The sequence below is a fragment of the Chitinophaga qingshengii genome, from assembly GCF_014529935.1.
Lineage (GTDB): Bacteria > Bacteroidota > Bacteroidia > Chitinophagales > Chitinophagaceae > Chitinophaga > Chitinophaga qingshengii.
In genome coordinates this window covers 660029-681815 of record NZ_JACVFC010000003.1, presented here as the reverse complement: position 1 = coordinate 681815, position 21787 = coordinate 660029, and the positions used below count along the sequence as shown (strand labels likewise).

Below are 21787 nucleotides of genomic sequence, written 5' to 3'. Positions count from 1 at the left end.
CTAAATACATTACCACCGACTTTCTACCGTTGATCGTTCTTCAACACTATCCTGTACCGGGCTTGTCCGGTTTCCAGATGCCGGATGGCCTCGTTCACCTGGTGCATCGGAAACTCCTCTATGGTTGGATAAATATTGTGGCGCACACAGAAATCAAGCATGGTCCGGATCACAGCGGGACCGCCACCGGGGCTGCCGGCAACAGATTTTTGTCCGGCGATGATATCAAAAACAGGAACGGAAATAGGGTCAGGAATGATGCCTACCGTATGAAATTTCCCTTTGGGCGCCAGGCAGCTGAGAAAAATATTCCAGTCCAGCGATACATTCGCCGTACTCAGGATAAAATCGAGCTGACCTTGTACGGAACGTAGTGCAGCAGCATCTGTAGAATCTATCACGCGGGAAGCGCCCATCTGCAGGATCTCCTCGTACTTGGAAGGATTGGAACTAAAGGCTACGACCTCGCAACCCCAGTGTTTGAGGAAACGCAGCGCCAGATGACCGAGGCCGCCAATACCGATAACGCCTACACAATCGGTCGGTTTTACCCCTTCCAGTAAGAGTGGATTAAAGACGGTCAGCCCCGCACAGAGCAGCGGTCCGGCTTTCGCCATATCAATGTTCTCCGGCAATGGAATTACCCAGGACCAATGTCCGCGCACCACATCCGCAAAGCCGCCGTGACGGCCCACCACTACCTGTTCAGCCTCTCCGCATAATTGCTGGTTACCTTCCAGGCAATGACGGCAATGCATACACGATTCGGAGAACCAGCTGAGGCCTACTTTATCGCCTACCCGGATGCCTTTTACACGGTCTCCTGTTCTGATGACTGTTCCTACTATTTCATGGCCCGGCACCAGCGGATACTGTGAAAAGCCCCAGTCATTATTGATCATGCTCAGGTCTGAATGGCAAAGTCCGCAGTAAGCCACCCGGATATCTATGTGCTCCGGGCCTATCTCCGGTAATTCATATTCAAATTTCTCTAGCCTTCCATGAGGCGCAGGTGCCGCGTAGCCGGTAACTTTCGTCATATTACAACATTTTTTCAGGTTGTAAAATTACACCGGCGGGCAACGTCAGAACTATTTACATCAAAGAGAATAGTATAAAAATCAAAGAGAATGAGAACGTATATGTCCAGGGGGATGTCCTGTGTGTTTTTTGAAGAAGTGATAGAAATAATTAGGGGTTTCAAAACCCAGGCTATGGGCGATGGTAGCCACCGGCCAATCGGTATGCCGTAGCAGCGCCGTGGCTTCTGCCAGTATGCGGTCGGAAATATGGACGGAGGTGGATTTACCGGTAACCTCGCGTACCGCGTGATTCAGGTGGTTGACATGCACGGCCAGTTCCTTTGCATAATCACCGGCAGCCTTCAGCTCCAGCGAGCGCCCCGGTGCATCGATGGGGAATTCCCGTTCCATGCGTTCAAAAAAATGTGCGGTAATACGTTCCGCCGCGTTCTGATGCCGGATACTGATGGTATGGGGCGTTATCTTCAGCGCCTCATGTATGAGCAATTGCAGGTAATTACGTAACAGGTCATATTTGTAGATGTAGTCTGATCGCACCTCTGCCAGCATCTGTTGAAAGATTCCACTGACCCGCTTTTCCCGGGAGCGGTCCAGGAAAAATACCGGGCTGCTGCCCCGCTTGAACAGCGGCGCATTTTGTATGCTCTCGTTGCGTTGCAACTCCTGTAAAAAGGATTTTTGAAACATACAAAAGAACCCGGGTTGCGCGGCAGAAACAGGTTCCCATCCAAAAGGCGTCAGCGGGTTAAAAAACACCAGCGCCGGCCGGTCTATCACGATTTCCTGGTCATGCCAGCTCAACCGGCTTTTCCCCTGTAACAGGGATACCTTATAGTAGTCGCGCCGGTTATAGATATGCGGTACCGTGCAGTGATCGCCGTTTTCAAACACATTAAACATACGGGCGTCTTCACGGAGGATGCCCCTGTCATCGTAAAACGCTGCGATGGTTTCCTGTTTTGCCATCTTCCAAAACTATACAAATCAAAGGATAAAACCAGGGGGATGATTTACAGCGGTTCTGCAGTAATTCCCTTCTCTGCCAGCTGTGCCTGTATTTCCGCCATATTATCTGCATAAAAAAGGGTCATCCGCTTCAGGTTGGGAAAATGTTTGACATCTTCAAAATTCTTTATATTGAAGGTATCGTCTTCCCCATCCCAGAACCTTAATACCTGGAGATAGATGTCGTTACCGCCATCCTGGTAAATTTCAGTGACGTGAGGGGCTAACTTCCGGTCGATTTCCAATGCTTCAAAATAGGCTGTGACTTCCGGAATAAATTCATATCCTTCTGCTTCGATATCTATTTCGCGGCCCTGGTAATTCTTTACAAACTCATATAAGTCGAATACGGGCGTCAGCAGGTTTTTATCATACAGCTCCTGTATCACGGCCAGTTTGAAGTTAAAATCCGCGAATTCGATTTTCTCACCACTAATGGGCTGATGCTTGTATTTATCGGAATATACTTTCGGCTCCGGTGGTGTATGTTGACTCAGTTCCACATCTGTCATCACCCCTTCTTCCATATCTACCCAAACATCTATGTTGCCGACGGTAAGCGTACCGCCTTCATCCCATTTGCTGGCCTTTCTGGCCGATTTACGGTTTTGCTGAAAATAAGCCTGGTAGTCCATTCCCTTGATGGTCAACTGCCCTGTAAACGGCGAAGCCGGAGAGAAATCGAAATCACGGACCCTGAGGTCGAAGGTGAGCCCTTCCGCTTCACGGCCTTTTTTGGAATAGGCCAGCATACCCAGCGTATCCCAGGTATAAATCTGGTTATGTTGTTTAATGACATGACGCGGCTCTCCCAGCAACGTTTTTAATTGTAGAATATCCAGTGGGAAGTGCATCTCAACGCCGTTGATGGCAAAGCGGGTATCTGTAATTTCTATCTGCATAGTGATATTCGTTCCTGATAACAAACAGGAACGAATATCCTGAAATTATGTTACCCGGCCAAACTGTTATGCTTTGAGATCGGGGTGTCCTTTACCGGTGGTGATAAGGTCCTGTAAACTCTTCAGTTTCAGACCACCAGCCACATACATTATTCACCGCATTAAATACTTCGTTCGTTGTCTGGTCTACCAGCATGGTCATCTGAAAAATTTGATTTGTTCCAGGCGTGTTCTCGCCTGCTCTTCCGTGTACTCATCCCTCCCCAGACTTTCTACTGTATGAAAACCGATAAACCGAATGTTTTTCGCGCCAGGTCCAAAAGTAAGGAGGTTGTATTCTTTGCAGGATTCGCATTGACCAATTAACCAGTCTCCTTCTGGTATCCCCGGTTGTTTCTGCATCACCTGTACTTCGAGCGATTGATTACATCCCGTACAGGATTGCGCATACACCTCTTCGACTTTTTCTTTTCCTTTGATAAAGGAAGCCATTTTCAACATGTTGACTAAAAAACCGCCGTACAACCATTTGTTCAGCTGGTCTTTAAAATCAACACCCGTTATATTGGCAAGATCATAAAAATAATCACAGATCATTTCTCTTTCCTCCGTATCGAAATCGTCCTTCTCTATCTTATCAAGCGCATCTTTCAGCATCTTTTTATAGACTTTTTCCTTCGCGTCTTGTTGGGCTGCTGCGATCAACTGATCTGTCAAATCGTTAAAAAATTTTTCCATGCCTTCTATAATAAGGGGATCTGAAGGATTCAGGCCTCTCTCCCGGAAGGCTGTGTGGGAGAACTTATCCCGTTCTCTAAAAGTGGACAGGGCGGATAATTGTGTATTCATAGCTACAGATAATTCCACCAATATACTTTATTATTCCGTTTTCAGCGATTTAACCGGGTTCATCAACGCCGCTTTTACAGATTGATAACTCACCGTCAACAAAGCTATTACAGCAGCCAACAGACCCGCCAGGGCCAGCATCCACCACTCTATACGGATACGGTATACAAAATCTTCCAGCCAGCGGTCCATGATATACCAGGCTAACGGCACCGCGATCACAAAACCGAAGAACACCAGTTTGATATAATCCCTACTTAGTAATGTGACGATATTAGCCACTGTAGCGCCCAGTACTTTCCGTACACCGATCTCTTTGCGTCGCTGTTCGGTAGTGTAGGCAGCGAGCCCAAACAGGCCCAGGGAAGCGATGAGGATAGCCAGCAGCGTGAAGCCGGCAAACATCTTACCCAGGCGGATATCTTTTATATAAAGTTTATTAAAGTTATCATCCAGGAACTGGTACTCAAACGGATAGTGTGAAAACTGTTTAACAGTATGTTCAAACAGTGCAATCGTCTCAGACAGTTTTTCCGGCCGTACCCTGGCAGAGATAAATCCTGTTGATCCCTTATCCAATGTTAGCACCAGTGGTGACAGCACCTGATGGATAGAATTAAAATGAAAATCCTTCACCACCCCGAGGATAGTTCTTTTACCGCGACCGTCGGAATAGTCAAATGTTCGTCCGATGGCTTCTTCGGGCGTCCAGCCCAGTGCTTTCACCGCTGTTTCGTTCAAGATTGCCACGGGCGCACCCAGGGTATCTGTTCCGAAGTCCCGGGAGAAACCCCGTCCAGCCACAATATGCAGGCCATATACATCCAAAAAATCATAGTCGATGCTCGTCATACGGTTGGATAGCCGTTCGCCGTTACTACCCAGCCAGTCCCGCATGGTCTGATTCGTATTAATAGCGGTAGGCAGATACCAGGAATAACTCATGGACACTACACCGGGATGATTCAGTAATTCTTTACGGACAGTATTGTAATTACGGCTCAGTTCTTCGTCGTTCACCGTCACCGCCAGCACCTGTTCCCGGTTGTAACCCAGGTTTTGGTGTTGTACCAGCTGCATCTGCCGGTAAATAATGAAACTGCCGGCTACCAATACAATGGATACCGCGTACTGTCCTACAATCAGTACCCGCTGCAAATTGAAGCCGCCGGCGCGGAGCTGTTGTTTGCCTTTGAGTACCTGCGCCGGACGCAGGGCCGTCATCAGGAAAGCCGGGTAACCGCCGGACAACACACTTACCAGCAACAGGAGCAGTAACAATCCCGGTACCAGGTATGGATTAGCCAGGTATTCCATCCGCAGGGGACGGTCCATCAACAGACTAAAATAGGGCAACAACAAGTGTACTAACCCCAACGCCAGTACGAGCGCAATACCAGTCATGATCAACGACTCACCCAGAAACTGGGCCATCAGCTGACCACGAAGCGCGCCGGCCACTTTGCGCAGCCCTATTTCCCGGCCCCTTCTTGCGGCGCGGGCTACCGCCAGGTTGGTATAGTTTACACAAGCCAGCAGCAGAATGATAAATCCGATGCCCAGGAAAAGATATACGTATTTATCGCTGCCACTTTGTTCTATCTCCCGGACATCGAGATGTTGTGATTTCAGGTGAATGTCTTTCAGTGGTTGCGTTAAAAAACGGAGCCGGTCTTCCGGCCGCCAGCGGGCCAACTTTTCATCGATGTAGGTACGCATTTTCTGTTCCAGCTGCGCAGCAGTGGCTCCATCGGCTAATAAGACATAGGTGTATAAATCGTTGTTAAACCAGGGTTCCCGGGTAACACAATCACGATAAAACGGATTAGCCATAGCAGGCAGCACATAGTCGAAATGAATATGGGAAGTGGCGGGTACGTCCGCCATGATGCCAGTCACTATATGCGGCAGCGAGTCCTGGTACAACAGCGTTTTCCCCATGGGGTCCTGCTTACCGAACATAGTGCGTGCCAGCGATGCCGTTAACACAATGCCATCCGGAGATTTCAGCGCTGTTGCCCGGTCACCCTGTAACAAAGGGAAGTCGAAGAACTGCAGAAAGGTCGTGTCGGCGAAGATGCCTTTTTGTTGAAACTGTTTGTCTCCCAGGGTCAGCAACGGGTTTTCTGCCGTTTCCACAGCTGTAGCGGCTTTTACCTCGGGGAACTCCCGCAACAGTGTGCCAGCCAGCGCCGGAGAGGTGGTAGCCCAATAGCTTTCACCTTTGGAGACAGGCCGTTTTTGTATGACCCGGAATATCCTGTCGGCTTTCTGATGAAAACGATCATAAGTCGATTCATGCTGCACAAACAACAGAATCAGGATAAAACAGCTTAGTCCGATAGCCAGACCAAATATATTGATAAAGGAATATCCTGGGTTACGCAGCAGGTTACGCCAGGCGATCTTGAAATAATTCCTTAGCATGACGATGAGGATTTGTAAGATGGACAACAAGAATACTGCCGCTTCCTGAAAATACGGTATTCCCGGCATTAACGGGCTTTCCTTCCACGTTTGGCTGTCCGCGCGTGGACAATATTTGTCCGGAACCGGACAATTTAATGTTGCCGTTAATGATAAAACTACTATCTTATATGTATAAAATATCCTCTATAATTTTTTTTCCGGAAGATGAAAAACGAATATCAGACCCTATTGCTGGACAAACCTTTTGACACCGTATTGTCCGAAGCCCGGACAGCCATCACGGACAATGGCTGGTTACTGCTCCATGAAATTAATCCGCAACAGATACTGGCTGGTCATGGTTACATATTCCCCAAAGCGAGACAGTTGTTTTTCTTTCATCCGCAGTATTTGTACGCATTGTGGCAACAGGATGCCGCAGCCGTGATGGAAGCGCCGCTGAAATTATTACTACAGGAGATAACACCGGAACAAACCGCTGCCCGCTATTTGGATATCGACACTCACTTTAGTGGCTATACGCCGAAGATTAACAGTATTGTGGAGGATATCAAAAAACAGCTGGCGCCCGTGATTGCACGATTGCAGTAGCGGACTACCCTCCTTCTTTCCATCGGACTACCGGCCCTGCTATATTTAGTCTTATACTTGCAGCAAATCAGTTTTTGCAGCGATGAAAGTATTTGACCCAACGAAATATTATCAACTGGCAGCCAGTTTAAAAACATTACCCATCAATACACTCTTTGCGGAAGCTGTGCTGGAACAGCAGGCTAACGGCAAAGTATATACGGACAATCCTGACAATCCCCGGGTGTTTTATATCGTTCACCCGTACGGTATGTCGCTGTTGTATGGTGAGAGTGACAACAAATCCTTCCACCAGGAGTTAAAGGAATACGTTACCAACGTACATGGCCGGCGACAGGGCGATGAATGGCTACAGGCCTACCCTTCCACCTGGGACCCGATACTGGATCGGCTGTTCAGCGAAACCGCGCTGACGCTCCATATTGAGCGGGATACCCGGCTGAATCTCATCTTCAACCCCCAAAAATACCAGGAGCGCCGCAAACCGCAGCCAACTGACGCCGCTATAAAAGTGGTCCGCGCCACCGCAGCTGATTACGAAAATATGAGCGGCACCGTGATCCCGCGTCAGTTCTGGAAAAATGCCGACGAGTTTGTAAGCCGTAGTACCGGCTACTGTTTATATTACCAGGACCAGTTGGCCTCTATGGCCTTTGAAGCATTTGGCAGCAACGGCATATCGGAGCTGGCGATCGAAACCGTTGCCGCTTTCCGGGGAAAGGGATACGCTTATCATGCCTGTGCAGCGCTGATTGACAACTTATTCCTGGAGCAGCACCTGAAGCCGGTATGGGCTTGCAGAGGCGGCAACACAGGTTCCCGTAGACTCGCCGCGCAGCTGGGGTTTGAAGTCACCCACGAGCATCCCTACTATAAACTGACCTGACGAACCTTTGTCCGGGACTGGTTGTTGTAGAGGAGCAATCATGTCGATATGAAGAACTTCCTCTCTCTCTGTATGCTGCTTTCAGGCAGCGTTGCCGTACAGGCACAACAAGCGGACTACTATGATACGCTCCATATTAATGGTATCAACCAGGTAATTTCTGTCAGGGGAAATACCGAAGGTCCTATCCTGCTGTTCCTTCACGGCGGGCCGGGTGAATCGCGTATGCCCCAGTCAAACACCATCTCCCACGATCTTCTGCAAGATGCGCTCGTTATCCTGTGGGACCAGCGCGAGACAGGAAAAACACTACAGTTGAACCATGCGCCGCTACCGCTTACCCTGCAGCAGTTTGAGCAGGATACCTATGAAGTTGTAAAAACATTGCTACAACGTTTCAAGCGGAAACAACTTTACCTGATGGGCGAATCCTGGGGTACTGTACTGGGCTTTCATATGGCCGCTACCCATCCGGAGTTGCTACAGGCCTTACTGGTGGTGTGTCCGGTGGTTAACCAGCAACCCAGCGAAGTGCTGGTGCTCAACAACCTGAAAATATGGGCTAAGAAAAATAATAATACCACCGCCTTACGGGAATTAAATACCGTGCAGGTCCCTTTCGCCAACGGCAATGATCTTTATTACTCACGGAAATGGATGCACGTAATGGACGGTACCCCGTTTAAAGACACCGTCATGGTGCGGTCTTACCTGGATGCGTGGGCTAACATCTGGTTGCCTCCCTGGAATGAAGCCGTAAAAGACAATCTGCTGGTGTCGTTACCGCGACTTCGCTGCCCGGTTTATTTTTTCCTGGGCGGGCGGGATTCCCAAACCAACGCACAAATCTCCAAAACCTATTTTCAAAAGCTGGAAGCACCCTATAAACAGTTGTACTGGTTTAAAGATGCCGATCATATGATCATGATCACCGAAGCGGATTCCATACAGCGGATTATCCGGAATGATATTTTTAAACATCCCCGCAGCTAATTTGGTGCGCCTGATTTTTGAGACATAAAAATCAGTTCATGTGTTGTTTTCAAAAAAATTAGTACATTTGACCTAAATTTACATTTTTATGAAAGCAATCATCATCGGTGGCGGCATAGGCGGGCTCACCACCGCTATTGCCCTGCAACAGCGCGGATGGCAATACGAGGTATTTGAAGCAGCCCCGGAATACAAAACGGTAGGCGCCGGTATCCTGCTGGGAGCCAACGCCATGAAGGTGTACGAACGACTGGGTATTGCCAGCATACTGGCCAGTCGGGGCGGTCACCTCGAGCAACTGTATATCAAGGATTATAAAGGGAAGATATTACAGCACATTGATGGCAACCAACTGGAACAACAATACGGTTCCCGTAGTCTGCCCATACACCGGGCTACTCTTCAGGCCGCTTTGCTGGAACAATTACAGCAGCCTGTTCAAACCGGCAAAAAATGTATCGCTGTCACAGAAACACCGAGAGGCGTTATTGCCCGGTTTGATGATGGCAGCGAGGCCCAGGGCGATATCCTGGTGGCCGCTGACGGTATCCGCTCCGCTGTCCGGGAACAAGTTATCGGCAGCCAGGGCTACCGCTATTCCGGCCAAATCTGCTGGCGTACTACGGTCAATATGGAATTGCCTGACGCCGAGCGCCACAACACCGCTGAAGTATGGGGCCGTGGCAATGGCATACGGGCGTCCTTTATGCACGTAGGCGGCAACCAGGTGTACTTCTGGTTCACCAAAAAACTACCGGAAAATACGCCCTACACGAATGAACAGGCATTAGCACTGATACAACAGGAATTGGCTGATTTTAGTGGCTATATGCCGGCAGTAGCACGGAATATCAATCCGGCACAGCTGATCCGGTCCGACCTGTATGACCTGGCGCCTATCAGCACCTGGCACAAAGGACGGGTTGTACTGCTGGGTGATGCCGCCCATGCCACCACCCCCAACCTGGGACAAGGCGCCAGCCAGGCGATAGAAGACGCCTATGTTCTGGTTGACAGTCTGTGCAGCCACAGCGATTATGAGACCGCCTTCCGACATTACGTTACCAAAAGAGTAGAGCGCGCCCACAAGATCGTTCGCCTCTCCTGGCAGCTGGCGCAGCTCACCAACTGGAAAGGCGCCTTCGCGGTGGCAGTGAGGAACTTCGCGGTGCGCAGCATACCTGCCGGCAGTGCCAAACGGCAACTGGACTTTCTGTATAATATAACATTATAGCGGATAAAGACGACGAAGGATATCATCGCCTATTTTTTCCATATTTCCGGTATCGGTATTACATAGCAGGATGATCGTGTTATTGTCCTCCACACAACGCAGCAGGCTACTGTTAAACCCGTTGATATTGCCGCGTCTTTCGATCACCGTGAGCGTTTTCCCTGATGCGAGGGTAACGGAATTAATATAACTGCCTAATGCCGGATAGCCCCTGGCATATTTGTTATAGCCCAATTCCTTTACCGGTGTATACATGAGCGTTATTGCGGCGGGGCTTAATAACCGGTTACCATACAAAGCCTGGTCTACCCGGAGTAACTCCGCTGCGGTGGCATAGATAGCGCCTGCGGTGGCGTAGTTTTCAAAGTAAGGGGTTTCGTCGTTAAAGAGGGTGTCCTGTGCAGTACCGGTACCGAAGGTGTAATTATGGTAGCCATAAGCCAGTTGAGGGATCACATCCTGCTGGCGTACCACACCGGTATTGACTAACTGCAGCGGCGCCAGTACTTTTTCCTGTAGTACCTGTTCCCAGCGTTTACCCGTTACTTTTTCTATCACGGCGCCCAACAGGATATAGTCGACATTGTTATAACGGAAACGGCTACCCGGTTCTGACAACAGCGTGTCTTTTACGTTTTTCCGGATAAAGTCTGCCGGACGTGGCGTAGAGCGGGCGTAGTAATCCGGCACCTTATCGCCCGGAAGGCCGGAGCTATGCAGCAATAACTGTTGCAGGGTTATTCGTTTATTCACCACCGGTAGCAAATCCGGCAAATAGGTAAATACCGGCTGATGAATGTCCAGCTTTTTTTCCTCCTGCAATTGCAGTACCAGTATGGCTGCATATAGTTTAGTAATAGAAGCGACCGGAAAACGGGTATCTTGCGTAATGGGTACTTTAAACTGCCGGTTAGCATATCCGAAATGGCCCTGGTAAACCACCTTACCTTTACGGGCGACTAATACCGTACCTTCCAGCTGTCCACGGTGATGATATCCTTGCAGCAGGGTATCGAGGCGTTTTTGCAGCGATTGGGCGCATACTGCGAAAGGCAGCAGCAGTAGCAGTGACAAGATACAGGGGCGCATTTTTTGTATTGAATATATTGATAAAGCAGCGCCCCTGGCGGATTATTTCAGACATGGAAAGTTCCTTCATCATAGCTATCTCCATTCCATAGCGCCATCGCTGCTTTCCAGCCGGGTATCACTACCATTTACCTTCAACATTACCACACGGTCATCTGCTCCTTCGGTAACGTTATATTGTCGGCCGTCTGCCGGAATGATTGTCAGTATCCAGTTCCGTATTGCCGAGCTCTCAGGCTCATAGTCCGTGCCCATCAGCAGGTGTTTCCCATCAGGGGAAAATACAGGATATCCTTCTTCATCATTACTGGTGGTTACCTGCACCTTGTTCGTGCCGTCCGCATTCATCATCCATATATGTTTTCCGGCGCCAAAAGCCAGGCGTTGACCATCATAGCTGGCTGTAATATGATTCCAGTCGTTAAAGTTCAGCTGGGTCACCACATCCCCCCAGGTATATTGGTTGTTGAGCCGGTACACAATATTATCTGCCACACAAATGATACTGTTATCCGGCATCCAGGCAATGTTTCCTTTTACCTTTTTTCCGCCGATGGTAACCACTTCCTTTAGCAGGCGCCCCTGCAGGTCCATAACGATCAAACCTCTGTCAAATGTGGGAGGCACGGCGATGAGGGACTTATCCGGTGATAACAATGGTTCGGTAAAGTTAGACACTTCAGAATTTTTTTTCCGAAATTCGGAGAGCGTTTGCCCATTCTGCATATTGATAATACGGTATATCTCCCCGTCATAATCATTAGGGTCGTCCAGCGACTGAAGCATGATACTGCCATCGCGGCTGATATCCCAGGCGTGGCGTTTGGCGTTATACGCCACCGCCTTGGAACGCACGCCACTGCTAAGGTCCAGGCGATAAGCGATAGCCAGTCCGCTGCCTTCTGACCAATCGTAGTAAATGCTGCCCGGCAGCTGCCAACCGCCATTATTTCCCGGACCGGGGTTGTCTTTCTTGCCACAGGCTGCCGTGAGCAGCAGCACAGCCAGGCAAACCAGGGTGGTGACACGTGTTTTCATCAGTGGTTAATTTTTTTGATGGTTAACATCCAGTTTTTCCGGATACAAAGTTCTCCGTTAGCAGGATGGCAGACAATCCGGGAAATAATGGATTTTAGCATCTCCATGTTTTCCCTGATGGGGAAATCAGGTATTCTTGGTATTTTAGATACATGCAACCATTATCCGGCCTTCCGTTAGGGCTCGTTAAATACCGGAGGCGAAGCATATTGCTTTACCTGCTGCTGTTACCATTACTGAGCCTGGCAGAAAGCGAACACCCGTTTGCCGATAGCCTCCTGCTGCTTTTACAACACACCACCAAAAGGGAACAGAAAGCAGCGGTGCTTTTTCAGCTATCACAGTATTGGGCCGACCTGGACAGTGCCAGGGGCGTTAATTATGCCTTACAGGCGCTGGAATACAATCCCCATGACGCTTACCATGAAGGCCAGGGGCATTATTTCCTCGGCAGTGCGTTTTTTGACTATGATATTCCCCGCGCTCAGCAGGAGTTTCAACAAGCGATCCCGCTGCTCCAACAAGATAAAAAAAACGAGGCCGTCAGACTATTGTCCAAAGCATGGCACAACTACGGCGTATTGGAACAGCGGCAAGGGCGGGAAAAGAATTTTGCAGATATATTACTGAACAAGGTAATACCATTGGCACAGCAGGCTGGAGACACACTTTACCTGGGTAACTATTATCTGAGCCTCAGCAGCGTGTTCTCCAACATTTTCGATTATGAGCGGTCCAGTATCTATGCAGCGAAAGCGGCAGCCCTCTTCCGTCAGCAACCAGCACGCAAGGAATTTCTGATAGCCAGTTATACAACGATTGCCGCCAATTATCTTTCATTGCAGCAAACAACGGCCGCCAAACCATACCTGGACAGTGCTGCCGTTTATATACAACAATATCCGCACTCCCGTCTTGTTCCGGGATACTACGGCATTCTTGGCAGGTATTACAATAAAATCAGGGCATGGCCGCTGGCGTTGTCCAGCCTTCGCCAGGGTATCCAACTGGCGGACAGCATTAACCGCCAGTACGATGCGACGACGATGAGCATGGATCTGTACGAGACCTATAAAGCACAAGGGTTTATGGATACTGCCAGGCAGTTACTGCTTGACATCTATAAACGGCCCTACGTCAGGGAAATGCCGGAAAATATGCGGCTGGTTTTACGGGAGCTGGCCAGCACCGATTCTGCCCTTCATCATCCTCAACAGGCTTATGAGTGGTTGTTGCAATACTCCAGCCTGACAGACACGCTGACCGAAAGACAAACCCGTCAACAGATCAATGAGCTGGAAGCAAAATACAACTATGCAGAAAAGGAAAAAGTATTGCTGCAACTGCGTGGGAAAGCAGCACAACAAAAAACGTTGCTGTGGAGTGTTATCACTTTGTTTATCCTATCGGGTTTCGTAGCCGTATACTTTTACCGGTCCAGGAAAAACAAAGTGCTGCAACGGCAACAGATCGCTGTTGCAAAAGCGCTGTTGCATGGCGAAGAGACAGAACGTACCCGCCTGGCCCGCGACCTTCATGATGGTTTGGGCGGCACCCTCGCCAGTATGAAAATGCGCCTGGCCGAAGCGACTGCCGATCCTGCAGCCCCCCTTGTCCGTCTAAGCCTTCAACTGGACCAGGCCATCACCGAGCTGCGACGCATTGCACACAATATGATGCCCGAAGCGCTGCTGCGACTGGGCTTAACTGCAGCCCTGGAAGATCTCTGCGAAATACACACAACCAGCCGGCTGAAGATCACCCTGCAAACAATAAACATTCAGCCGGACCTTCCATTACCTATACAGCTGATTGTGTACCGCATTGTGCAGGAATTGCTGACCAATGCCTGCAAACATGCCGGGGCAGATGAGGTACTGGTGCAATGCAGTCAACTTGGCCCTACTTTTTATATCACGATAGAAGATAACGGAAAAGGCTTTTCACCTTCCCATCCAGACGAAACCAAAGGTATTGGTTTGAAAAATGTCCGGCACAGGGTAGAATTTTTAAACGGTAAAATGGACATCCGGTCTGGTACCGGTGCAGGCACCGTCATTAACATTGAATTATCATGCAAATCAACAACCGTATATCCGTCGTAGTGATTGAAGATCACGCCATTTTTATTGAAGGGTTACGCAGTGTGCTGCAACCCAGCGATCAATTACAGATAGTAGCTGATTTCACCGATGGAGAAACAGCGTTGCAGTACCTGGAAAAGCATACAGCAGACATCGTTTTACTGGACATCAGCCTGCCGGGTATGCAAGGCCCGGCAGTATGCAGCACCATCAAAAAACTTCATCCCGGCACCTATGTCGTTGCGCTGACCAACCATACCGAAAAAAGCATTATCCTGAATATGCTGAAAAATGGTGCTGACGCCTATCTGCTAAAAAATGCTCCCAAAGAAGAGCTGCTGGCAGTGATCTTCCAGGTACTTCGCCATGAGTACCGGTTACCGGAGCACCTCCAACAATTGCTTTTTAAACCCGACCCTGCAGCCATCGTTCCCAAACTGACAGCCCGGGAAAAAGAAGTACTGCAAATGGTAAGCGGAGGCGCCACCACCGCCGTCATTGCCGCTAAATTGTTTATCAGCCGGCAGACAGTAGAAACCCACCGGCATCACCTGATGCAGAAACTACAGGTCAACAACGCGGCCGCCCTGATTAAAAAGGCAGGTGAACTGGGGTTGTTATAAGGACAATTATTTGCCACATTCAAATGATTTCCAAAGGCTATCCATCTGTCGCCAGACTGTATGTCCGGCGGGGCGGGGTGATAGTTCCACAAACAATGCTTTGCGCTGCGGCACGGTGCAGTCCTTTATATGCAGTATCACGTGTAGCCGTATAGGTTGTACACCCATATAGTCCAGCATGTCAATGTCCCCGTTGAACGTTTGTGCGTCACCGGGGGTAATTTTAGCCGGTGTCAGCTGTACTTTTACGGGGACTATCTTGTCTGCCGGAATTTGTCTGCGACCGATGTTACGGTCTACAAGCCCTTCGTAGTATGCTTTCAGGTATGATTCCAGCGTTGTTTTATCTAACTGTGGTTGTTCTTCCAGCCACCAGAGGAAACAATAGCTCCAGTATTCTTCGCTTTGCTGATTTCCCCACCCAGGCAGAAAGCGCAGGTCTTCATAACCCTGATAGTTAATAGACGGCGCAAATTCGATGGGAAATTTCATGCGTTCTACAGACCAGCCAGCGGGTTCCCCCAGGAGATAGTTACCTGGTACATTTTCGGGCAGGAAGCGCAGTTTACGCCGCACCCATTGCACCAGCTCCCGTTCATCCACAATAGACCAGGAATGGGGATTACGCGTGCCGTCCAGGTTATAACCGGCATGTTGAGTCTGTATAAATTCTGCCTCTTCATTCCCCTGCTGTAATAAGCGGCTGATCATTTCAGAAGCGGCGGCAGCATTAAGATCTGAGAGACTGTTGCGTCGTTCCTTTAGTTGCCAGGGCATGTCCAGGTCATGGTAACTTCTAACAGCTACCTGCTGGAGGAAATGTTCATTGCCTGGTGTATCGGCAGCTGTATAGAACGGAGATGCAGCCACATAACGCGGCATATTGGCTGGTAGTTCACCCAGTTGGTTAGCCATCATCTTTTTAACCGACTTCGCTTCGTTGGTACTCCTTGGACTGAAGTCCCGTTTAATAAACCTATCAAACCGTCGTACCAGGTCCGGTATATCTACCGGGCCATCCACAGAAAATACAGCCCTTGGTTGAATAGGAAAGTCCGCAGGACGTTCCTTGCATAACTCGGTGTAACGTAGTGCCAGTGTACCACCGGCAGAGAAACCTCCAATTACAAACCGTTCAGGTGCTACCCGGTAACGTTTTATTACATCTTTCATCACCGCGTTAAGTTGTCGCTGCAAATTGTCCGTCAACAACAGATTCTGTCCGCCACTCACCGCAATCGTCAGGATATCGTTGGTCCAGGCAACGTTCTGTAATTTACTGCTGGCGAACACTGCTTCCGGAGGATCTCCAAAGCCGGGCATCAGGACCATTACACCCTGAACATGGCCGGAGCCGGGTTGTAAGGCCATGTAATAGCCGGCAGCAGCAGCGGAGGAATCAACCACCACCCTTTCAAACTGCTGGGCATAGACTGTGCTACTCAAGCCGCAAAACAGGACAAAACAACGGGTAAAACGTGAACGCATATACGAAGATTTATTCCAGGTTAGCGTATAACGCTCTTAAGAAAATGTTAATTCACTTTTCTATTTTACATAAAACTTCAGAAAATATCCGTCCGGATATTCCTCCAGGGAAAAAAATTCATCGAAGGAAGCAGGGTCCGTAGTAGCGTAGTACTGATTGATCATCTGCAGAAAATTTTCCAGTCCGGGTGCTATTACATTCCTGTCACCGTCTCTGTGCCAGAACTCCAGCAGCTGCCCTTTTTGTCCGGTGAACAGCCCCTCGCTATCGTAACAGATATAATCTCCTCCTCCATTATGGAAAAGCGGTATCCACGCCGCATGCCACCAGTTTTCGATATCAAAATCATAGCCGATCATACCGGTCATTTCTTTGGCGATTTCCAATGCCTCCTGTAATGGCAGAAATCCGGAGTTATTGACCAGCGCTTCAAAACTATCGTCGCGTTGTCCGTTTTTCCATTGGTAAAGCGCTTTCAGATCGGCCGGCAAGGTGATGTTATAGCTCTTTTCCAACGCGGCTATTTCGGCATCCGTCAATGGTGCATTCAGCGAAGCGTAGTATTCCGGGCGTAATTTGGACAGGTATTGATCAAGTGTGGTTAATTCGTTTTGCATGGTTCGTTTTTCAAAAGTCAACAATTACATTTTTCCGATTACGGACAAGGCTTTAAAATAATGGGCCCGGTCAAATATAAGATCAGGAACCGTTGGGATGATATAGATATCTTCCGCTTCGCGTGCATCCTGACTGGCAAATTTTGTCCAGATGACCTGACTACCGTTATCGATGATCTTCGCTGTGACAGCGCCGCAGCCGATATCTCCACAACAGGTACAGATGTAAAGTGTTATCCGGCTATCGGCAAGATAAGTCTTTTGTTGCAGGCGGAACTCTTTCAATGCGCGCATTTGTTCCTGCTGATCGGAAAGAAACCAAACGGCGTAACACCATAGGGCTGTTGCATTTTTAAGTATTGCCACAGCGGTTGACCGGAGACTGCATAATCCCAGTAATACCGTTCAGCATATTGCGTACGAACTAACTGCAATTCTTTTATCATGATTTTTTCTCCTCCAGTTCCTTTATTAAATCGGCAAATGCTTTGACTTCCGGCAGCAATGCCTTACATCGTTTCGCCCACTGCAATGCATCCGCCAATGCCTGTTTTTCCGTAGCAGGCAGCTGTGCAAAGGCGCGTGCAGCCGTATACAGCCGGTCGCTGATATCCCGGGCGTAGATATGCGTTACCATTTTCCGCTCTTCTTCAAAGTCCGGTATTTTGGTGCTGTCTTTTTCTCCGTTTAAAAACGGCTGCATTATTTTTTCATAGCGGCGTTTATCTTCTCTCCTGATGGAATCCTCCGGAATAGTGAATGGACTGGCAGCCAGGATGTAGCCTGCTTTTTTTAACTGATCATAGTTTCTGGTCTCGCTGCCGTATAGCAGGTCCAGCCGGTTCAGGAAAGATAGTTGCGCTTCGTTTAACCCCTGCAGCCGCCGGCCAAATGTTACCAGTCCGTTATATTCTATCATCCGTTTTTCCTTTAGGGCGATGCCCGCGTTGTTTCTGATCAGTTTTTCAAACAGGCGGTTGGTCAACTTTGTTTGGGCAGCAGCGCCTATTTTATCGTAGTGGTCCGCCAGGTACGCCAGCGTAGCGGAATTGGGACTGTTGATATACTGCGCCAGGGATAGCCATGTACTGTCCTGTTGCAGTTGCGCGGCAGGAATGGTTTTAAAATAAGCGTCCAGCACTTCGTTGTTATCCAGGTCGGCGGCCGCCAGCCGGCCCAGATAAGCGCGGAGAAATTGCGGATCGCGGTTACCTTCGCGGAATGTTTGTTCCAGGTTTCCCAGGTTGTTTTTATCCGCACCCGCTTGTACGGCTGCATCAGCCAGGGCTGTAAAAGGTTCTTTTTCCTTCTCTCCCACTACTTTGTGTACCAGGTAACCATTGCTGTTCAGGAATAAAAATGTCGGGTAGGCGCCTACGTTATACTTACGCGATATTGCAGGGCCTTCACCTTTTTCCGCATCCAGGCGGTAGGTAATAAAAAGCGGGTTGTATTTCCCGGCAACAGCCGTATCGGTGAAGATAAACTTATCCATGTACTTACAGGGGCCGCACCATTCCGTATATACATCCACAAATATCATCCTGTTTTGCCGGCGGGCCTTGTCCAGTAATTCTTTCCAGGAACCTTTAAAAAATTGTATCCCTGTTTGTGCCCAAACTGTGGGCATGGCAATTATCAGGCAGCAAAAGAGCAGTAGTTTTTTCATCATCGGGCGGAATAAAGTGGAATCAGCCTAAATATAGAAAAAAAACCAGCTATCTGTTGCTCCTCCGAAATTTTAGTATATTAGAAGTAGCGGCAGCAAGTGCCGCTTGTTTCTCTGAATGTTAGTTCGGCACCACACCGTAAGAATAGTTTTTGACTATTAGATTATAGAACTAATTGATTTTTCCTATATCCCTGTTACCTTTAATTTTACCGACCGCACTGAACAGGTGCAAGCATATATTCCTTCCATACCAAAATTGAACAAAATGGAAAATGAAGTAAAAGACATCAGTAAATGCCCATTTCATAATGGCTCAATGAAGCATAACGTTGGCGGTGGCGGCACCAGGAACCCTGATTGGTGGCCGAACCAATTAAAGGTAAACATCCTCCGTCAGCACTCTTCCCTGTCTGACCCGATGGATAAAGATTTTAACTATGCAGAAGCATTTAAAAGCCTTGACCTGGAGGCCGTGAAAAAAGATCTTCATGCGCTGATGACCGACTCTCAGGATTGGTGGCCGGCGGATTTCGGGCACTATGGTCCGTTATTTATCCGTATGGCATGGCATAGTGCAGGCACCTATCGTGTAGGTGATGGCCGTGGCGGCGCCGGTGCGGGGCAACAACGGTTTGCGCCGCTGAACAGCTGGCCCGACAATGTGAGCCTGGATAAAGCACGCAGGCTGCTGTGGCCTATCAAACAGAAATATGGCCGTAACCTTTCCTGGGCAGATCTGATGATTCTCACCGGCAACGTAGCCCTGGAATCCATGGGCTTTAAAACATTTGGATTTGCCGGCGGTCGTGAAGACGCCTGGGAGGCAGATGAATCCGTATACTGGGGTTCCGAAACCACCTGGTTGGGTGGCGATATCCGCTACGCGCACGGCTCTTCCGGTGTAGTGGAAAACCATGGCGTTACTGTAACAGACGAGAAACCGGATGGCGACATCCATTCCCGCAACCTGGAAAAACCACTGGCAGCGGTACAAATGGGGCTTATCTACGTAAATCCTGAAGGACCCGATGGTAATCCCGATCCTGTTGCTGCCGCTAAAGATATCCGCGATACTTTTGGCCGGATGGCGATGAATGATGAAGAAACCGTAGCACTGATAGCCGGCGGTCATAGTTTTGGTAAAACACATGGTGCAGCCCCTGCTACCAACGTAGGCAAAGAGCCGGAAAGCGCCGATCTGGAACTACAGGGCCTTGGCTGGGCTAACAGCCATGGTACCGGCCGTGGAGCGGATACCATTACCAGTGGTCTGGAAGTGATCTGGACCAAAACACCTACCCAATGGAGCAATAACTTCTTCGAAAATCTTTTCGCCTACGAATGGCAGCTTACCAAAAGCCCTGCCGGCGCTCATCAGTGGGTAGCTAAAACTGCGGACAGCATCATTCCCGACGCATACGACAGCCAGAAAAAACACCTGCCGACAATGCTCACTACCGATCTCTCCCTGCGTTTTGATCCGGTCTACGAAAAAATATCCCGGCGTTTCCTGGAACATCCGGACGAATTTGCCGATGCTTTTGCAAGGGCCTGGTTTAAACTGACCCACCGCGACATGGGTCCCCGCAGCCGTTACCTGGGCGCCGATGTACCGGAAGAAATACTGATCTGGCAAGATCCTATCCCGGGGGTTGATCATCCACTGGTAGATGATAACGATGTTGCCACACTGAAAACAAAAATTCTGGCTTCCGGCTTAAGCGTGTCCGAGTTGGTATCTACCGCCTGGGCAGCGGCATCTACCTTCCGGGGCAGCGATAAACGCGGTGGCGCCAATGGCGCCCGCATCCGGCTTGCTCCGCAGAAATACTGGCAGGTCAACAATCCGCCACAGCTGCAAAAAGTACTGGATAAACTGGAAGGCATCCAAAAAGAATTTAATGCCGGCGGTAAAAAAATCTCCCTGGCCGATCTGATCGTGCTGGCTGGTGGTGCTGCCATAGAGAAAGCCGCCAAAGATGCGGGACAAACTATCACCGTACCTTTCACACCAGGCCGTATGGACGCCTCGCAGGAACAGACAGACGTGGAATCTGTAGGTTACCTGGAACCACTGGCAGATGGTTTCCGCAACTATCGCAAACCTAAAGTACCGGTATCTACCGAAGAACTGTTGATTGACAAAGCACATCTGCTTACCCTCACAGCTCCTGAACTAACAGTATTATTGGGGGGTCTGCGGGGGATCAATATCAACTACGACGGGTCTAAACATGGCGTTTTCACTGCCCGTCCGGGTCAGCTGACCAACGACTTCTTTGTAAACCTGCTGGATATGAGAACAGCCTGGAAAGCGACATCGGCGGACAAGGAAGTTTTCGAAGGCAGCGACCGTTCTACCGGCGCCGTAAAATGGACCGCCACCCGCGCGGACCTGGTGTTTGGATCTCACGCAGAACTCAGAGCAGTGGCCGAAGTATATGGCAGCACGGATTCACAGGATAAATTTCTGAAGGATTTTGTGGCAGCCTGGACGAAGGTGATGAACCTGGATCGTTTTGATCTTCATAAATAATCATCACAACATTAAACAAAGCAGCCTCCGTAGTGGAGGCTGCTTTGTTTTTTAATCATTTAACCCTTTTCCTTCCAGGATATGCTCCGTATATTTTTCGATTCTCGATATTCTGGTCTTCGATTGTTTGGCCGCCGCAAAATACAACAGATAGCCGCGTTGCCGCCCCGGTGTTAACGCCTCAAAAGCTTTTTTCAGCTTAGGTTTTTTATCCAGTATTTGCTGAAACTCTTCCGGCATCTCAAATTCTGCTGTCTTTTTAAACGTTACTTTCATCCCGGATTTTTCGACTTCAATGGCTTCATACACATAAGCCTTTATCGTCCGCGCGAGCTTCGTAATTTGTTTCACATCCGTGAACCGGATTTGACGGGTAGCCTGTACATTTTCTGTCTGTATGACGAGAATACCTTCAGGATCTGCCATCAGCGCGCCTTTAAAGAAAAGCAGGGCACAGTATTCCTTAAACCCGTGCATTAAAACGATGTTGTTGTTCTGGTAGGTATAACAGGGGTTTCCCCACTTCAATTCCTCTGTCAGGTTACAGTCCAGCAGGATTTCTCTTAGTTTTTCAAACGCTTCCCGCCATTGATCGCTTCTCTCCATAAAAGCGTCTACTTTTTCAGGGCCGGTTTTCGCCATAGCATATGATTTAGATGGATGCTTAAAATATTTTCCATTGCAAGATAATGTTAGCATTTGTTAA

At 49.0% G+C, this 21787-nt stretch carries 19 protein-coding genes; 7 read left to right on the top strand and 12 right to left on the bottom strand.

Annotated features, from left to right (window positions below; translation table 11 throughout):
• Nucleotides 1-23 precede the first annotated feature (23 nt).
• From ahr to ICL07_RS22435, 5 genes are all read right to left on the bottom strand, one after another.
• Complete coding sequence (ahr, locus tag ICL07_RS22455) at nt 24-1040, bottom strand: NADPH-dependent aldehyde reductase Ahr (RefSeq protein ID WP_188090291.1); 1017 nt, start codon at nt 1038-1040, stop codon at nt 24-26.
• A gap of 81 nt (nt 1041-1121) precedes the next feature.
• Nucleotides 1122-2009, bottom strand: a complete 888-nt coding sequence (locus tag ICL07_RS22450) for a helix-turn-helix domain-containing protein (RefSeq protein ID WP_188090290.1) — start codon at nt 2007-2009, stop codon at nt 1122-1124.
• A 44-nt stretch (nt 2010-2053) separates the two neighbouring features.
• A complete protein-coding gene (locus tag ICL07_RS22445) occupies nt 2054-2950 on the bottom strand; it encodes a DUF6892 domain-containing protein (protein WP_188090289.1) in 897 nt (298 codons plus the stop codon).
• Nucleotides 2951-3148: 198 nt separating this feature from the next.
• On the bottom strand, nt 3149-3799 hold the full coding sequence (locus tag ICL07_RS22440) for a DUF4844 domain-containing protein (RefSeq protein WP_188090288.1): 651 nt from the start codon (nt 3797-3799) through the stop codon (nt 3149-3151).
• A 30-nt stretch (nt 3800-3829) separates the two neighbouring features.
• Complete coding sequence (locus ICL07_RS22435) at nt 3830-6226, bottom strand: ABC transporter permease (RefSeq protein ID WP_188090287.1); 2397 nt, start codon at nt 6224-6226, stop codon at nt 3830-3832.
• 207 nt (nt 6227-6433) lie between these two features.
• Between ICL07_RS22435 and ICL07_RS22430 the strand changes: the two genes are divergently transcribed.
• The 4 genes from ICL07_RS22430 (at nt 6434) to ICL07_RS22415 (ending at nt 9933) form a co-directional block, all read left to right on the top strand.
• Entirely contained in the window at nt 6434-6820 is a 387-nt protein-coding gene (locus ICL07_RS22430; RefSeq protein WP_188090286.1) for a DUF302 domain-containing protein, read from the top strand.
• Between the two features lie 82 nt (nt 6821-6902).
• Nucleotides 6903-7706: a GNAT family N-acetyltransferase gene (locus ICL07_RS22425; protein WP_188090285.1), complete on the top strand. Its 804-nt coding sequence runs from the start codon at nt 6903-6905 to the stop codon at nt 7704-7706.
• Nucleotides 7707-7754: 48 nt separating this feature from the next.
• Entirely contained in the window at nt 7755-8699 is a 945-nt protein-coding gene (locus ICL07_RS22420; RefSeq protein WP_188090284.1) for an alpha/beta fold hydrolase, read from the top strand.
• 88 nt (nt 8700-8787) lie between these two features.
• Complete coding sequence (locus ICL07_RS22415; protein WP_188090283.1) at nt 8788-9933, top strand: FAD-dependent monooxygenase; 1146 nt, start codon at nt 8788-8790, stop codon at nt 9931-9933.
• Here ICL07_RS22415 and ICL07_RS22410 read toward each other — a convergent pair.
• A complete protein-coding gene (locus ICL07_RS22410; RefSeq protein ID WP_188090282.1) occupies nt 9928-11007 on the bottom strand; it encodes a serine hydrolase domain-containing protein in 1080 nt (359 codons plus the stop codon). The genes ICL07_RS22415 and ICL07_RS22410 overlap by 6 nt on opposite strands.
• A 90-nt stretch (nt 11008-11097) precedes the next feature.
• Nucleotides 11098-12060, bottom strand: coding sequence for a TolB family protein (locus ICL07_RS22405; RefSeq protein WP_188090281.1), 963 nt, complete (start codon nt 12058-12060; stop codon nt 11098-11100).
• 152 nt (nt 12061-12212) lie between these two features.
• Between ICL07_RS22405 and ICL07_RS22400 the strand changes: the two genes are divergently transcribed.
• Nucleotides 12213-14165, top strand: a complete 1953-nt coding sequence (locus ICL07_RS22400) for an ATP-binding protein (protein ID WP_188090280.1) — start codon at nt 12213-12215, stop codon at nt 14163-14165.
• Nucleotides 14135-14767, top strand: coding sequence for a response regulator (locus ICL07_RS22395; protein WP_188090279.1), 633 nt, complete (start codon nt 14135-14137; stop codon nt 14765-14767). The genes ICL07_RS22400 and ICL07_RS22395 overlap by 31 nt, the downstream gene beginning before the upstream one ends.
• Nucleotides 14768-14773: 6 nt before the next feature.
• On the opposite strand, the gene ICL07_RS22390 is transcribed toward ICL07_RS22395, so the two are convergent.
• The 4 genes from ICL07_RS22390 to ICL07_RS22375 all read right to left on the bottom strand — a co-directional run bounded on the left by ICL07_RS22390 (nt 14774) and on the right by ICL07_RS22375 (nt 18545).
• Nucleotides 14774-16255, bottom strand: coding sequence for a hypothetical protein (locus tag ICL07_RS22390; RefSeq protein WP_188090278.1), 1482 nt, complete (start codon nt 16253-16255; stop codon nt 14774-14776).
• A gap of 60 nt (nt 16256-16315) precedes the next feature.
• Complete coding sequence (locus ICL07_RS22385; protein ID WP_188090277.1) at nt 16316-16873, bottom strand: SMI1/KNR4 family protein; 558 nt, start codon at nt 16871-16873, stop codon at nt 16316-16318.
• Nucleotides 16874-16897: 24 nt separating this feature from the next.
• Nucleotides 16898-17239: a hypothetical protein gene (locus ICL07_RS22380; RefSeq protein WP_188090276.1), complete on the bottom strand. Its 342-nt coding sequence runs from the start codon at nt 17237-17239 to the stop codon at nt 16898-16900.
• 76 nt (nt 17240-17315) lie between these two features.
• Entirely contained in the window at nt 17316-18545 is a 1230-nt protein-coding gene (locus ICL07_RS22375; RefSeq protein WP_188090275.1) for a thioredoxin family protein, read from the bottom strand.
• Between the two features lie 265 nt (nt 18546-18810).
• Here ICL07_RS22375 and katG point away from each other — a divergent pair, with 265 nt between their 5' ends.
• Nucleotides 18811-21081 (top strand): catalase/peroxidase HPI, encoded by a 2271-nt coding sequence (katG, locus tag ICL07_RS22370; protein ID WP_188090274.1) that lies wholly within the window; start codon nt 18811-18813, stop codon nt 21079-21081.
• A gap of 51 nt (nt 21082-21132) precedes the next feature.
• On the opposite strand, the gene ICL07_RS22365 is transcribed toward katG, so the two are convergent.
• Complete coding sequence (locus tag ICL07_RS22365; protein ID WP_188090273.1) at nt 21133-21723, bottom strand: YdeI/OmpD-associated family protein; 591 nt, start codon at nt 21721-21723, stop codon at nt 21133-21135.
• Nucleotides 21724-21787 lie beyond the last annotated feature (64 nt).

Bases quoted from the DNA above. Each gene is read 5' to 3' on its own strand.
- katG (WP_188090274.1), top strand. From the start codon at position 18,811: ATGGAAAATGAAGTAAAAGACATCAGTAAATGCCCATTTCATAATGGC.
- ICL07_RS22445 (WP_188090289.1), bottom strand. From the start codon at position 2,950: ATGCAGATAGAAATTACAGATACCCGCTTTGCCATCAACGGCGTTGAG.
- ICL07_RS22405 (WP_188090281.1), bottom strand. From the start codon at position 12,060: ATGAAAACACGTGTCACCACCCTGGTTTGCCTGGCTGTGCTGCTGCTC.
- ICL07_RS22390 (WP_188090278.1), bottom strand. From the start codon at position 16,255: ATGCGTTCACGTTTTACCCGTTGTTTTGTCCTGTTTTGCGGCTTGAGT.
- ICL07_RS22450 (WP_188090290.1), bottom strand. From the start codon at position 2,009: ATGGCAAAACAGGAAACCATCGCAGCGTTTTACGATGACAGGGGCATC.
- ICL07_RS22415 (WP_188090283.1), top strand. From the start codon at position 8,788: ATGAAAGCAATCATCATCGGTGGCGGCATAGGCGGGCTCACCACCGCT.
- ICL07_RS22440 (WP_188090288.1), bottom strand. From the start codon at position 3,799: ATGAATACACAATTATCCGCCCTGTCCACTTTTAGAGAACGGGATAAG.
- ICL07_RS22365 (WP_188090273.1), bottom strand. From the start codon at position 21,723: ATGGCGAAAACCGGCCCTGAAAAAGTAGACGCTTTTATGGAGAGAAGC.
- ICL07_RS22400 (WP_188090280.1), top strand. From the start codon at position 12,213: ATGCAACCATTATCCGGCCTTCCGTTAGGGCTCGTTAAATACCGGAGG.
- ICL07_RS22430 (WP_188090286.1), top strand. From the start codon at position 6,434: ATGAAAAACGAATATCAGACCCTATTGCTGGACAAACCTTTTGACACC.
- ICL07_RS22420 (WP_188090284.1), top strand. From the start codon at position 7,755: ATGAAGAACTTCCTCTCTCTCTGTATGCTGCTTTCAGGCAGCGTTGCC.
- ICL07_RS22375 (WP_188090275.1), bottom strand. From the start codon at position 18,545: ATGATGAAAAAACTACTGCTCTTTTGCTGCCTGATAATTGCCATGCCC.
- ahr (WP_188090291.1), bottom strand. From the start codon at position 1,040: ATGACGAAAGTTACCGGCTACGCGGCACCTGCGCCTCATGGAAGGCTA.
- ICL07_RS22425 (WP_188090285.1), top strand. From the start codon at position 6,903: ATGAAAGTATTTGACCCAACGAAATATTATCAACTGGCAGCCAGTTTA.
- ICL07_RS22435 (WP_188090287.1), bottom strand. From the start codon at position 6,226: ATGCTAAGGAATTATTTCAAGATCGCCTGGCGTAACCTGCTGCGTAAC.
- ICL07_RS22385 (WP_188090277.1), bottom strand. From the start codon at position 16,873: ATGCAAAACGAATTAACCACACTTGATCAATACCTGTCCAAATTACGC.
- ICL07_RS22395 (WP_188090279.1), top strand. From the start codon at position 14,135: ATGCAAATCAACAACCGTATATCCGTCGTAGTGATTGAAGATCACGCC.